The sequence below is a fragment of the Aerococcus sp. HMSC062A02 genome, from assembly GCF_001809535.1.
Taxonomy (GTDB): Bacteria; Bacillota; Bacilli; order Lactobacillales; family Aerococcaceae; genus Aerococcus.
On the sequence record NZ_KV797949.1, the window covers coordinates 17,097 to 30,218 of the forward strand.

Annotated in this window: 13 protein-coding genes and 1 riboswitch; of the genes, 2 read left to right on the plus strand and 11 right to left on the minus strand. The window is 52.9% G+C overall.

What is annotated here, in order from left to right:
• Positions 1-70 precede the first annotated feature (70 nt).
• The 4 genes from HMPREF2626_RS09325 to thiM form a co-directional block, all read right to left on the minus strand.
• Positions 71-1,207 carry a haloacid dehalogenase-like hydrolase gene (locus tag HMPREF2626_RS09325; protein WP_070620517.1) on the minus strand — a complete coding sequence of 379 codons (1,137 nt, stop codon included), beginning with the start codon at positions 1,205-1,207 and terminating at the stop codon, positions 71-73.
• A gap of 207 nt (positions 1,208-1,414) precedes the next feature.
• Positions 1,415-2,203 (minus strand): bifunctional hydroxymethylpyrimidine kinase/phosphomethylpyrimidine kinase, encoded by a 789-nt coding sequence (gene thiD / locus HMPREF2626_RS09330; protein WP_070620520.1) that lies wholly within the window; start codon positions 2,201-2,203, stop codon positions 1,415-1,417.
• On the minus strand, positions 2,204-2,914 hold the full coding sequence (locus HMPREF2626_RS09335) for a thiamine phosphate synthase (protein WP_070620523.1): 711 nt from the start codon (positions 2,912-2,914) through the stop codon (positions 2,204-2,206).
• On the minus strand, positions 2,914-3,747 hold the full coding sequence (gene thiM / locus HMPREF2626_RS09340) for a hydroxyethylthiazole kinase (RefSeq protein WP_070620525.1): 834 nt from the start codon (positions 3,745-3,747) through the stop codon (positions 2,914-2,916). The genes HMPREF2626_RS09335 and thiM overlap by 1 nt, the downstream gene beginning before the upstream one ends.
• Before the next feature lie 66 nt (positions 3,748-3,813).
• A riboswitch (TPP riboswitch) is annotated at positions 3,814-3,902 on the minus strand.
• Positions 3,903-4,735: 833 nt separating this feature from the next.
• Here thiM and HMPREF2626_RS09345 point away from each other — a divergent pair.
• Positions 4,736-6,151, plus strand: a complete 1,416-nt coding sequence (locus HMPREF2626_RS09345) for a YfcC family protein (protein ID WP_210382816.1) — start codon at positions 4,736-4,738, stop codon at positions 6,149-6,151.
• Positions 6,152-6,165: 14 nt separating this feature from the next.
• Positions 6,166-7,332, plus strand: a complete 1,167-nt coding sequence (locus HMPREF2626_RS09350) for a M20 family metallopeptidase (protein WP_070620532.1) — start codon at positions 6,166-6,168, stop codon at positions 7,330-7,332.
• Between the two features lie 539 nt (positions 7,333-7,871).
• Here the strand turns inward: HMPREF2626_RS09350 and HMPREF2626_RS09355 are convergent.
• The 7 genes from HMPREF2626_RS09355 to HMPREF2626_RS09385 all read right to left on the minus strand — a co-directional run bounded on the left by HMPREF2626_RS09355 (position 7,872) and on the right by HMPREF2626_RS09385 (position 13,116).
• Positions 7,872-8,195, minus strand: a complete 324-nt coding sequence (locus HMPREF2626_RS09355) for a hypothetical protein (RefSeq protein ID WP_070620534.1) — start codon at positions 8,193-8,195, stop codon at positions 7,872-7,874.
• A 156-nt stretch (positions 8,196-8,351) separates the two neighbouring features.
• On the minus strand, positions 8,352-9,092 hold the full coding sequence (locus HMPREF2626_RS09360) for an amino acid ABC transporter ATP-binding protein (RefSeq protein ID WP_070620537.1): 741 nt from the start codon (positions 9,090-9,092) through the stop codon (positions 8,352-8,354).
• A 3-nt stretch (positions 9,093-9,095) separates the two neighbouring features.
• Positions 9,096-9,824 (minus strand): amino acid ABC transporter permease, encoded by a 729-nt coding sequence (locus HMPREF2626_RS09365; protein WP_141744624.1) that lies wholly within the window; start codon positions 9,822-9,824, stop codon positions 9,096-9,098.
• A 22-nt stretch (positions 9,825-9,846) separates the two neighbouring features.
• Entirely contained in the window at positions 9,847-10,791 is a 945-nt protein-coding gene (locus HMPREF2626_RS09370; protein ID WP_070620540.1) for a glutathione S-transferase C-terminal domain-containing protein, read from the minus strand.
• Between the two features lie 11 nt (positions 10,792-10,802).
• Positions 10,803-11,762: a glutathione S-transferase family protein gene (locus HMPREF2626_RS09375; RefSeq protein ID WP_070620544.1), complete on the minus strand. Its 960-nt coding sequence runs from the start codon at positions 11,760-11,762 to the stop codon at positions 10,803-10,805.
• Positions 11,755-12,219 (minus strand): GNAT family N-acetyltransferase, encoded by a 465-nt coding sequence (locus tag HMPREF2626_RS09380; protein WP_070620547.1) that lies wholly within the window; start codon positions 12,217-12,219, stop codon positions 11,755-11,757. The genes HMPREF2626_RS09375 and HMPREF2626_RS09380 overlap by 8 nt, the downstream gene beginning before the upstream one ends.
• A gap of 12 nt (positions 12,220-12,231) precedes the next feature.
• Positions 12,232-13,116 carry a transporter substrate-binding domain-containing protein gene (locus HMPREF2626_RS09385; protein ID WP_070620550.1) on the minus strand — a complete coding sequence of 295 codons (885 nt, stop codon included), beginning with the start codon at positions 13,114-13,116 and terminating at the stop codon, positions 12,232-12,234.
• Positions 13,117-13,122: the final 6 nt, after the last annotated feature.

Sequence of the window (13,122 nt, forward strand, 5' to 3'; positions counted from 1 at the left end):
AATAAATCAAAAATGGACCTCAGGCAGAAATATTCTGCTTGGGGTCCATTTTTGTTTTTTATGAAGATAATTATTCAGATAGAGAATGCTCGCCTTTGAAATCACTTGCATAGAGCACGGGCTCTTGGCTGCCCAGGGGAATGGTGGCTTGGGAGGGCCGGAGTTGGCCTGTATTTTCATCCCTACCCTGGACGAAGTAGGTTGAAGCAGGATCTTGTGCGGTTCGGACCAGGTACTGGGTCGCGTTGTCCTGGTAGCGGTTGAAGAGGACCCGGGCCTGGGTGCCCTCAAAAGCGGTCAGCATGGCATAGTCGCCCATAGAATCGCCAAAGACCATGAGGGGGTCTTTGCCGTCATGGCGGGGCTGGATCAGGTCTTGGATGCAGTCCACCTTGCCTTGGCTCTTAGTGACGTAAGTGCCAGCTGCGACTTGGTCTGTCAGCCGCCCATTGGCATCGCAGGCAATCTCCATGCCGAAGATATTTTCAGGAGCGATGGCATAGTCACCGAGCACAACGGCCATTTGAACTAGTAGCCGGGGACTGGCCGAGACGATATAGGGCCGGATCCCATGGTCGGTCAGGCAGGCGAAGAGCTGGTGGACCTCCTCGGGAAAGTTGAGCCCCGATTCAAAGGTCGCTTGGACAGGACCGGCTAAGCCTGGATGGTCGCTCGAAGACTGGAGGATGACCTGGTCGAAGGGAGCTTGTAGGTTGCTTTGGAGGGCAGCCTGCCCAATCTGGCAGAATTCTTCGGGCAGGAAGCTCTTGAAGAGATAGGTCGGCCAGGTCTGACCGGCAACCTTGTCAAAATGGGTATTGATCAGGTTATAGAAGAGACGGAGCTTGGCCGCAAAGCTAGCATAAGCGGGTTGACTTTTGACATCATCCTGGTGGTAGAGCTCACGGTAGAGAGTATCCAGGTCTTGAACCAAGTTGGTCAGGCTGAGCTCGGGTCGGTTGAAGAAAGTTTTTTGGTAGTCAAAAGGACCGGAGCTGAGCGTCTGGCAGAAGTCATCGGGCGTCAATAAATAGGTGAACTGGTCCAGCATGGCCATCATCAGGCTATCTTCAATATCGTTGAAGACAGAGGTATTATCAAAGTCAAAGACCGCATAGTGGCCGGCATGGCTGTAGTTGGTGATGAGATCTTTGAGTTTGCGGTGAAGACTAGCTTCCAAGTTGCCTTGGGGGAAATCGATTGGCATAGGGATCTCCTTTCTTATTTTTATGTATTGTAGCAGAAGGGGGAGGGGAACTTCGTAAATTTACCATTAATTTACATTAAATTTACGGGGGTTAATTTTGTTATGAATGATAAAGATAAGCGGAACGTATGCTCACCAATAATGTAGTACAACATCAAAAGACCAGCCCTCTGTTTCTTTAGGGCTGGTCTTTCGCATAGCTTAATCCTAATTTTTCTGATACTGATAAGCGTGGTTGAGCGGCCCATGTCCATGGCCGAGGTCCAAGCCAGCAGCAATGGCGCCTGTGAGATAGACTTTGGCTTTTTGGATGGCTTCTTTTAGGGGATAGCCTTGGGCCAGATAAGAGGCGATGGCACTGGACAAGGTACAACCCGTCCCGTGAGTGTTGGGGTTGTCGATGTGGGCAGCTTGGAGCCAGTGCAAACCGTTCGTGTCGGCAAGGACATCCCAAGCCTTGCCTTTGAGGTGGCCGCCTTTGATGAGGACGGCTACTTGGTAACGGTCAGAGAGGGCCTTTGCGGCTTCTTCCATACTGGCTTCGTCTGTAACTTCTTGCCCGTAGAGGACGCTGGTTTCTGAGAGGTTGGGCGTGATGACCTTGGCCAGGGGAATCAAGTCTTCCTGGAGGGATTGGACCTGGTCGGAGGCGAGGAGGCTAGCGCCGCTGGTAGCTACCATGACCGGGTCGAGAACGATGTTTTTGAGCTGATAGTCCTGGATCAGGCGGGCGATGCAGCGGATGGAGTCAGCATTGCCGACCATGCCAATCTTAACAGCATCAGGCCGGATATCGTCGCACACACTGCGGATCTGGGCTTCTAGGAGCTCGGGGGAGACGATCTCACTGGCTTGGACGCCCAATGTATTTTGGGCCGTGATAGCCGTGATGGCGGTCATGCCAAAAGTTCCCGTGGCTTGAAAAGTTTTGAGGTCAGCTTGGATACCGGCGCCGCCTGAGGAATCGGAGCCGGCTATGCTTAAGGCAGTTTTCATTTAGTGCTCCTTTCGATATTGCTTCCAGCTAGAGACGAGATCTTTGGCAGCCTGGCCAGGATCTTCGGCAGTGGTGACAGCCGAGATGACGAAGAAAGAGTCGACCCCGGTCTGGGCCAGGTCAGGCAGGTCAGCCAGAGTCACGCCGCCTCCTATAGTGACAGGGATGGGGCTCACCTGGGCGAGCTGCTCCAGTTCATCGTAGGTCCGGGTAACCAGGTCCTGGCCTTCGAAGTGGCCTGCTTCCGGCTTGGATGGGGAGGCGTGGAGGGGGCCGGCACCAAAGTAATCGACTTCGCTGACATCTTCATGTTTCACATAGTCGATTAATTCGAGAGCCGTGGCAGACAGACCGATAATAGCGTCGGGACCTAAGTATTTCCGGCAGAGGGCGACGGGCAGGTCGGTCTGACCAACATGGATACCGTCCACCTTGGCACCAGCTTCACGGGCTGCCAGTACCACATCCAGGCGGTCGTTGACGACCAGGGAGACCTTGTCCTGGAGGCCCATCTTTTTAATCAGGTCAGCTGCCTGGATGGTGAGTTCGATCCAGGGCTTGGCATCGAGGACCTTGGACCGGATTTGGATGAAGGTGAAGCCCGCCTCCAAGGCCAGTTGGATGATGTCAAGGGGCGAGCGGTCGGGAGTATTTTCAGGACCGATGATGAGGTAGGCAGAGAGGTCAAAGTTTTTTCGTGCCGACTTCACTAGGCTTCCTCCTCTCTCTGGCAAGGATTAGAAGCGATGGCTTCGGGACTGGCTTGGTAGAGTTCATCTAGTAAGTGCATTTGGAAGGAGGCGGGGCCTTGGGCTTTTTGGGCGGCACGTTGACCGGCATAGTTGAAGGCATTGACACCGCTTAGGGCAGCGGTGAGGGGATCGGCCTTAGCGGCGTAGACTGCCAGCAGACCACCCAGGGCACAACCGGCGCCCGTAATATGGCTCATGAGCTCAGAACCTCCAGAAGAAGCGTAGACAGCCTGGCCATCGGTGACCAGGTCCACTTCACCGGAGACCACGACCGCGCCACCCGTTTCTTGGGCGAGGAGCTGGGCCGCTTGCCGGGCTTCCTGGGGCGTATGCAGGCTGTCGACCCCCTTGTTAGCGACGGATTGGTCCTGATCGAGAAGCCCCCAAGCCTTGGCCAAGCCCATAATTTCACTGGCATTGCCCTTGATGATTGTGGGCTTAGCTTCCTGCATGCCACGGAGGAGTTCCGTGCGCAGACCGCCCATGCCTACAGCTACCGGGTCGAGAACCCAGGGCTTGCCGGCTGCATTGAGGGCCTTGATGGTTCGAGGGATGCTCTCCTGGTAGAGGGGGAAGATGGTTCCCACGTTGATGTAGAAGGCTTCTCCGGCTTGGGCCATGGCTGCTCCTTCATCCGCCATGTAGACCATAGCTGCCGAGCCACCCGCCGCGATTTGGGTATTGGCTACTAGGTTAATGGTCACGGTATTGGTAATCGAGGGGACCAGGGGCTGGTCTGCCTTAACTGCCTCGACACAGGCTTGGATGGCCTCTTGCATTGATTCTTCCATATTGAATTCCTCCCATAAAAAAAGACAATCTCATTCTTTTGAGATTGCCAATTAGCTGCATCTAGCCACACGAAAAAATATCTTCCCTACGCAGGCATTATCCTGACAGGTTCAATGAGTCTAATCTCAGCCAATTGGCACCTCAATTTTTCTTTATTTACAGCCACTTTAAAACAAAGCGCAGTCCTTGTCAAGGAAGATGTTGTGTCGGTTTAATTGGGAGTGCTCTCGTAAGTTGTCGGCTCCCTATTTGCACTCAGGGGTCAGCGAAGACAAGTTGGCTTTTGGAATTTGCCTGCATGACGGCTGAGGACAAATAGCCGACTGGAGTTTGCCTTCAGGGCCTATCGAATGCAAATAGCCAACTTCAATTTGACTTCAGGCTTTGCCGAGCACAAATAGCCAGTTTCTATTTGCTCTCAGACCTGGTGCACGCAAATAGAGGAGTGCAAGCCTTGTACCAAGCATCCCAAGCTACCCGCATTTGTTCAGACCCTTTAGTCGGGTTCACAAGAGCAGCTTTGGAGTGCTTTCGCAAGTCAGAAACGTGCAAGCATGGCTTGCCCTTATTCTGACTTGCTCCAAGCATCCCAAGCTAATCGCTCTTGTTCACACCCTTTAGTCGGGTTCACAAGAGCAGCTTTCGTGTCACTTCACAAGTCTCCGCCGCAGTCTTGCACACTGCTCTGGCGACTTGCTCCAGTGAACGAAAGCTCCCCGCTCTTGTTCACACCCTGCTTAGTCGGGTTCACAAGAGCAGACTTGAAGTGATTTCAGCTCATCAAAACGTCTGACTGGCGTCAGCCTTTTTTGATGAGCCTCCAATCATTCAAGTCTACCCGCTCTTGTTCACACCCTCTACTTATGGTAGAATCTGAACTGATTGTGTTGTACATTGGCCTGGATTAGTGAACTTTATGGTAGCGCTTACATAGGTGAACTAAGGTGAATGGCAACAGGATACACTAGATAGAAATGAGCGAGTATTGTGAGTAGATTGTGGTCGGATATGCGGGAGCTCCGGGTCCCGCATACCTATGTTTTGTTGTTTGCTTTTATTGTGATTGCGGCTCTGATGTCTTGGGTCGTGCCAGCGGGGGAGTTTGCCCGGACTATGGTGGATGGCCGGGAGGTGATCGATCCTAACTCCTTCCGCTATGTGGCCCAGCAGCCCCAGGGAATCTTTGATATCTTAAAGTCTCTGCCAGCTGGTTTTGAGCGGAGCCAACATATTTCTTACTTCCTATTTATCGTGGGCGGTGCTTTTGGCGTGATGAACCAGACTGGAGCTATTGAAGCGGCGCTCAGCCGCCTGGTCCACGCCTTGCGGGGAAAGGAGACCCTAGTGATTCCATCCGTTCTTCTGATTATGGGGATTGCCGGGTCGACGATTGGTTTGAGTGAGGAGACCATCCTCTTCATTGCTCTAGGCGTGACTCTGGCTCGGGGCATGGGCTATGATGCCCTGGTTGGTGTGGGGATGATCGGCCTGGGTGCTGGTCTGGGCTTCACCTCGGGCTTTATGAATCCTTTCTCAGTTGGGGTGGCCCAGTCCATCGCTGACCTGCCCCTCTTCTCGGGGATTGGCCTCCGCCTGGTCCTCTTCGCAGTCGTTTGGCTGTCGACAACCGTTTACCTGATGCGCTATGCGAAAAAAGTCAAAGCAGATCCCAGCCAGTCCATTGTCTATGAGGAAGAGCAGGCGGCCAAGGCTGAGGAAGCGTCGGAAGGCAAGACCAGTGAGACCCTAGCCTTTACCCGCCGCCAGCAGATTATTGCAGCGATTTTTGTGCTGAGCTTCGTGGTGATTGCGGTCGGCGTCATCGGTTACGGCTGGTATATTACGGAGATCGGCGCGGTCTTCATCGGCGCTGGCATCCTAGCCGGCATGGTTGGCGGCCTAAAAGCCGGTCAAATTGCGGATGGCTTCATCGAAGGGGCCAAGGATATGGTCTATGCGGCCTTGATTGTGGGCCTGGCCCAGAGCCTGATTGTCATTCTCGAAGACGGCATGATTATTGATACCCTTATCCATGCCATGTCGGACGCCATCGCCAACCTGCCGAGCGTCCTGAGTGCCGTGGGGATCTATGTGGTCCAGGTGATCATCAATTTCTTTATTTCTTCAGGGAGTGGCCAGGCGGCGGTTACCATGCCGATTATTGTGCCCCTGGCCGATGCCCTGGGCGTGACCCGGCAAACCGCTGTCCTCTGCTACCAATTGGGCAACGGCTTCCTGGATTCCATCATGCCCATGTCCGGCATCCTCATGGCTCAACTGGCGATCGCCAAGATTCCTTATAGTAAGTGGGTCAAATTCGCCATGCCCCTGATGTTGATCTGGCTCTTAATTGGCCTGGTCTTCGTCATTGCAGCGCACCTGATGGGTTACGGTCCATTCTAGAAAGAAGGTATATTATGGGAAAAGAACAACTAAGTAAAATTTGTGCAGATTTAAGAGAAGAATTCCAAGCCTTGAGCGATTATATTTACGACCATCCCGAGCTTGGACTGGAAGAGTATAAGTCCTCCCAGGCTCACGCTGACCTCTTGGAAAAACACGGCTTCCAAGTTGAAAAACCTTACCTGGGCTTTGAGACCGCTTTTCGGGCGACTTATGATTCTGGCAAACCCGGCCCAACAGTAGCTTATCTCTCAGAATACGATGCCCTGCCTGAAATCGGGCATGGCTGCGGCCACAACATGCTGGGGACTGTTGACACAGCTGCCGGGATTGTTTTGTCCAAGGTCCTGGCTGAGACAGGTGGACGCGTCGTGGTCTTGGGCACGCCCGCCGAAGAAACGGACGGGGTCAAGGTGGACATGGCCGCCGCCGATACCTTCGATGACATTGACGTGGCCCTCTGCACCCACCCCTCCGATGCCAACACCAAGAGCGGCCCCTCTTTGGCCATGCAGGCTCTCGAATTCGAATTCTTCGGTAAGAATGCCCACGCCGCGGCGGCACCCTGGCAGGGAATCAATGCCCTTGACGCAGTGATCAACCTCTTCAACTTGGTCAATGCCCAACGCCAGCAGATCCTACCGACCGCCCGCGTCCACGGGGTGATCAAGGATGGGGGCGAGGTCGCTAATGTGATCCCCGACTACACCCGGGCGCATTTTTATGTGCGGGCCCGCGACAAGGCCTATGTCCAAGTCCTGCGCGAGATGATGATCCGCATGGCGGAGAGCGCCGCCCAGGCAGCTGGCTGCACCATGAAGTATCGTAACTATGAGAAGACCTACGACGACATGGTCACCAACCGGCCCCTGGACGACGCCTACAACGCCAACGCTGAAGCTCTAGGTGTGGAGATGTCAGATCCCGATCCCAATGAAGTGGTCGGGTCCCTAGACATGGGCAATGTCAGCCATGTCGTGCCCGCTACTAATCCTTACTACGGTATCACTAACGGCCAAAAAATCTCCGGCCACACCCCCGAATTCCGCGACTGTACCAAGACAGAAGCCGGCTACCAGGCCATGATGACTACCATTGAAATCCTGGCCCGGACCGGCTACGACGTCCTCAGCGATCCTGAGCTGCTTAAGGCCATCCAAGCAGACTTTGAAGCAGAATAAGCAATCAAAAAAAACAAGCCGGTGTTCTCCCCAAGCTAGGGAGGGAACACCGGCTTGCTTTGTCTTTCTTTGTTAAATCATATGGGTGAGCTTTCGTTGCGCTTTTGTATTTGGAGGTGCATGCTAATTGGATGAATGTTCTTATCACGAAACCAGCTAGGGAGTATTTTCGCAAGTTGCCGTCTCTATTTGCACACAGAGCTTTCGAATGCAAACTGCCAGCTTCTATTTGCTTTCAGACCATCCGAGTGCAAATAGCCAGTTTCAATTTGCTTTCAACCCTGCCGAATGCAAACTGTCGCCTTCAACTTGCTTTCAGACCAGCTGAGAGCAAATAGCCGGCCTCTATTTGCTTTTGAGGCAGCTGCGCGCAAATAGGAATAACGAAATAAGTAGGCAGGTGTTCTTCCCAAGCTAGGGAGAACACCTGCCTACTTTCTTTCCTACATGGCTTAATCGAAGGGGATTGTCAACTAGGTCTGGTTGAATCATCTTGAACAAGGGCAAATTCTGATACGAGATATCCAGAAGCTCTCAATTTAACCCCCATACCTGCAGGGGAGATTGAGATCCTGCATTTTGCCCGAGGGGAGCTGGAGGTCGGTGAGCTCTTGGTTGACTTGGCGCAGGGCCTGGAAGTAGTCGATATAGGGTTCATTTTCTTGAGTCCCTTGTAAGTCAATGAAATGGTAGCGCCGGGCCTTGATCGTCGGATCGCTGGTTAAGGGCAGATCAAAAATCTGGGCAATCTCTTCGTCGGGTTCTGCTTGGACCTTGGCTTGGTTGAGTTCAGGAATGGGTTCGGCCTGACAGGCAAAAAGAAATAGGCAAGCGGTAGCGAGGCTTAGTTGACCTTTCTTCATAATTAATCCTCCCTGGAAAAGCTTCTAAGTCTAGGATAGGGCAGCGCTTACAGGCTGTCAAATGAGAAGGTAAGGGTAATTTATAAGCGAAAAACTCGCCCAATTTGGAGAGAAATCCAAACGGGGCGAGTCTTGCTTGTGGGAGAAGCTGTATAGTTAATATCTTTCTTTGACTTTGGAGAAGAATTGTTTGGCCCGGTTGCTCTTGGGCTGGTCGAAGACTTGGTCGGCGGGGCCGGCTTCGAGGATGTGGCCTTGATCGAGGAAGAAGACGCGGTCAGCGACTTCGCGGACGAAGGCCATTTCGTGGGAGACCAGGAGCATGGTATAACCAGCTTGAGCGATTTCCTTAATGACACTGAGGACCTCGCCAACGAGTTCAGGGTCGAGGGCAGAGGTGGGTTCATCGAGGAGGAGGAGCTGGGGCTCTAGGGCAATGGCTCGGGCGATAGCGACCCTCTGCTGCTGGCCGCCCGATAGCTGGTGGGGGTAGTGTTTCTCATGGCCTGCCAGGCCGACCCGGTGGAGTTCCGTCTTGGCCTTGGCTTGGGCCTGGTCAGCTGGAAGCCTCTGGACGGTTACTAGAGCTTCGGTCACATTCTCAATGGCAGTCTTCCGCTTAAAAAGATTGAACTGTTGGAAGACCATGGCTGTCTGGCGACGGATTTCGGTAATCTCATCTGTTTTTTGGCTGGTGAGCGAATAAGACTCGCCATCAAACTTAATCTGACCCTGATCAGGCGTCTCTAAGCGGTTGAGACAGCGGAGGAGGGTCGACTTGCCGGTGCCGGAAGGTCCGATAATGCCAACCACTTCTCCTTTTTGGATATCGAAGGACAAGTGGTCCAAGACGGTCTTATCTGCAAACGATTTACTCAATTCATTGATGTGGATCATGGCTTAGGCTCCCTCCTTCACTTGGGGTGCTTGGTCTGGTAAGGCCAGACGTTTTTCAATCAAATAGAAGATCAATTCGAGGAGAATGGTCACCAACCAATAAATAAGAGCTAGTGCGATATAGACTTCGAAATAACGGTAGGTCTGGCCGCCGATAATCTTCCCTTGGGCGGTCATTTCGACGACACTAGTTACAAACGCCAGGGAAGTTCCCTTGACCAGAGAGATTAGGGAGTTGCCGAGCCCCGGGATAGCGATGGTTAGGGCTTCTGGGAAGAGGATCCGTCTGAAGCACTGGCCCTTGGTCATTCCCACCGAATAGGCAGCTTCAATCTGCCCCTTGTCAACAGACAGGAAGGCCCCGCGGAAGATCTCGGACAGGTAGGCCGACTGGTTGATGCCCATGGCTAGGATGGCGAAGACATAACCTGGAATGCCATTGACATTGAGCTGCCAGCCGAACTGGGCGTTGAGGTACTTCAAGAAGAGGGGCAGACCGAAGTAGGAAATATAGAGCTGGACGATAATCGGTGTCCCGCGCACAAAGGAGACATAGAGCCGGGCCAAGGGGGTTAGGATAGGAAGTTTTTCTAGGCGGATGAGGGCGATGACAATCCCCAAGACTAGTCCTAGGACCATGGCGAGAGCAGTTAATTCGAGGGTAACGGGGAGGCGTTCGAGTAGTCTGGGGATGGCCTCCAGCATGTAGTTAAAGTCAAATAATTTCTCCAAGATAACACTCCTTTGCAATCACTTAGTTGGTCGGTCCCTGCTGCCAAGGCGTAAGGTCAGGCCCCTTAGGCAGGATGTTGTGGCTGTTGCCGAAGAGGGCCTTGAGATGGGGCGACCGGTAGTAGGATGCCTTGATGAAGTTAAAGTCGGTCGTCTGCCCAAAAGCAGGGATCTGGTAGAGCTCTCGGGCATAGCGCCAGAGATGGGGATAGTCTCTGAGCCGACGTTCGCGGCAACGAAATTCATCATAGTAGACCACGTCGTAGCGGGCCAAGGAAGGGTAGAGTCTCAGATCGGCATCGGTCAACTGGTCTCCGCAGAGATAGCGACTTTGGCTCAAGCGATCTTCTAGAAAGTCTAAACTTTCAAATAAGTTATCATAGGCTTGCTCGTAAGCCGACTGACTCTCCGCAAAGCCAACCTTGTAGAAGCCAACGTTAATTTCTTCATAGATGAGTCGGTTGAGACGGTCAATCTCTGGACGGAGGGCTTCAGGGTAGAGGTCAGGGGCGCCTTTAGCGTGGAAGTCCTGCCAGACAGTCTCTAGCTGGAGGGTCAGGGTCTTGTGGTCATTGTTGACCGCCTGACCGGTGCGGAGGTCGACAATGAGGGGAACGGTGGGACGGAGGTCATAGTCCGGAATGCTGCGCTGGTAGAGCTCCAGAGTTGACCTAGCCCCTGTGAGTGGATCACGGCCGCCGGGATAGTCGGAGAAGACCCAACCCTCGTCTGTCCGGTAGGGGCCGGTTGCAGAGATCGGAATAATCGTGTCCAAGCCCAAGAGGTGAATGGCGATCACGACTTTGTGGGCATGGGGACAGGCGGGCATCCAAACCAGCTGGTAGCGGTTGGCTTCAGGTTTTAGGCCCCCTTCTTCATAAGAGAAGGGCTTAGACAGGACATTACCCTGCTGGACAAAAGACCCATCAGCCTGAATTTCCTTAGCGAAGACAGGGTGTTTGCTCATGTTTAACCTCCTTAGTTGAAGCGGTCGCGGTCATGGGGGGCATTCCAAATAGACGTATCAGGCCCCTTAGCCAGGATATGGTAGGGATTATGACCGACATTACCTAGCGAATAGCCCATCTTGATCTGGGTAAAATCAGTTGTGGAGCCAAAGCCCGGTGTCTGGTAGAGGTCCTTGGCATAGTTCCAGATGTTCGGGAAGTCGATGATGCGGTTGCGGTTGGCCTTGAATTCAGGATAGTAGGACACGTCGAAGCGGGCCAGGGTCACATAGAAGCGGATGTCGCTATCCGTAATTTGGTCACCGAAGAGATAGCGCTGTGTGCTCAAGCGCTCTTCCAATTGGTCCAAGCGGTTGAAGAGCAAGTCGTAGTTCTCTTCATAGGCTTCCTGGCTTTGGGCGAAGCCGCACTTGTAGACCGCATTGTTGACCTCATTAAAGAGCATATCGTTAAATTCACGAATTTCGGACTGGAGAGCCTTAGGGAAGAGGTCCGGAGCCCCTTCTTTGTGGAAGGGCTTGAACTCTTCCTCCCAGTAGTAGGTGAGGTTGAAGTAGTCATTGTTGACCACCTTGCCCGTCTGCGTATCGACAACAGTTGGCACGGTAGCCCGACCTTCATAATCAGGATCCGTTGCAGCGTAGATTTCAGGCAGGTATTTATAGTCAGAGCCTGGTAAGATGCCCCCATTAGGATCTTCGGAGAACTCCCAGCCTTCATCCGTCCGAACGGGTTTGGCAGTGCCCAGAGAGATCACATCCTGGAGGCCTAAGAGTTCCCGGGCGATCACAGACCGGTGGGCCCAAGGGCAGATGGGCGCCCAGAGCAGGCGGTAGCGACCGGCTTCAACCGGCAATTGGCCTTGTCCATCACCGAATGGAGTGTCAAAACGGTTCTTCTGGCGGACAAAGGCACCAGATTCACTGATTTCATGGGCATCTTCTCTACGCGCAATGTGGTCTTTAGTCATGATTATCGTCTCCTTTACTTGGTGAGTAGTCTTTAGCGACTAAGATACAGTCAAAAGGTGGTTCGCCGGTCACTTCCTGGCTGATGACTCGGTAGCCTTGTTTCTCATAGAAGGCCTGGACAGCTGTCCTGGAATTGATCAAGAAATGTTGGCAACCGGATTCGGCCAGCCAGGCTTCAGCGGCTTGAACCGCTGCCCGGCCGTAGCCATGTCCCTCCTGAGAGGGAACAGTGGCTACCCGTTCAATCTGACCGGTTTTGGGATCAATCTGACGGATCCGGCAAGTGGCGACAGGTTGCTCGCCTTCCATGACCAGGATATAACGGCTATCTGCTTGGTCATCGGCGAACTCCAAGGGCAGGGGCGCAGAGAGAGGGGCTGGGTTAGAAGCCGCAATACGGATATAATGGACACCTGCTAGCTGCCAGCCTGGACCTTGAACTCGGTGGATTTCCATCTCATTAGCCTCCTAGTTTAAGGGTTTCTCATAGTGTTCTTTGGCAGGGGTTTGGTCCTGGCCGAAGTGTTCTTCAGTTAATTTCTTAATGGTGCCATCCTCAGCCATTTCCTTGAGTACTTGGTTGACTTCATCGCGCAGGGCTTGCCCCTTGTCATTCTTAGCGAAGAGGAAGTAGGCCAAGATGGAAGAGTTCAAGTAATCCTTATCTTGGTCACTCATCGGATGGGCTTCCAGTTGGTCATAGTGGTAGTTCTCCTGGTTAAGGTTGTAGATCGGATAGTCATCGATCGCAAACTTCTTCGGATCCGCTTCAATCTGTTGGTATTTCACCGGTATTTCAGCGTCTGAGTATTCGATAGTGATCGGCTTGTCGGGATGGTCTTCGTTATACTTCTTGACCGCAGCGGTATTGTTGGTTGAAGGGTCGCCGATATAGGTCAGGCCAGCTTGAGCGGCTTGGTCGAGGCTCTCGATTTTATTATCTTTGTGGTGGATAAAGCAATACTTGGCATTGTTATAAGGGTAGGAGTAAAGATAGTTTTGAGCCCGTTCTTCGTTGTAGCTAAAGTTATTGACCCCAATATCATAGTTGCCAGTATTCACTCCAGTGAGGACTGAAGGGATATCAGTGAGCTCTAATTTAAGCTCGCGATCAGGCAGGCGCTTGAAGACTTCCTTGATGACATCAATGTCATAACCGGTTAAATTATTCTGGTTGTCAACGGTGACATAGGGGGCGGGCATTCCGCCTGTCCCTGCTACGACAGTGGCTGAGTCAGCTTCGCTAGATGCTGACGAGGCAGTCGAGCTGGCCCCACTGTCAGCGAGGGCACAGCCCCCGAGGAATAAAAGGCTCACAAGGCTGAGACTGAGGCGTTTGGTTAATTTATTCATAATGGG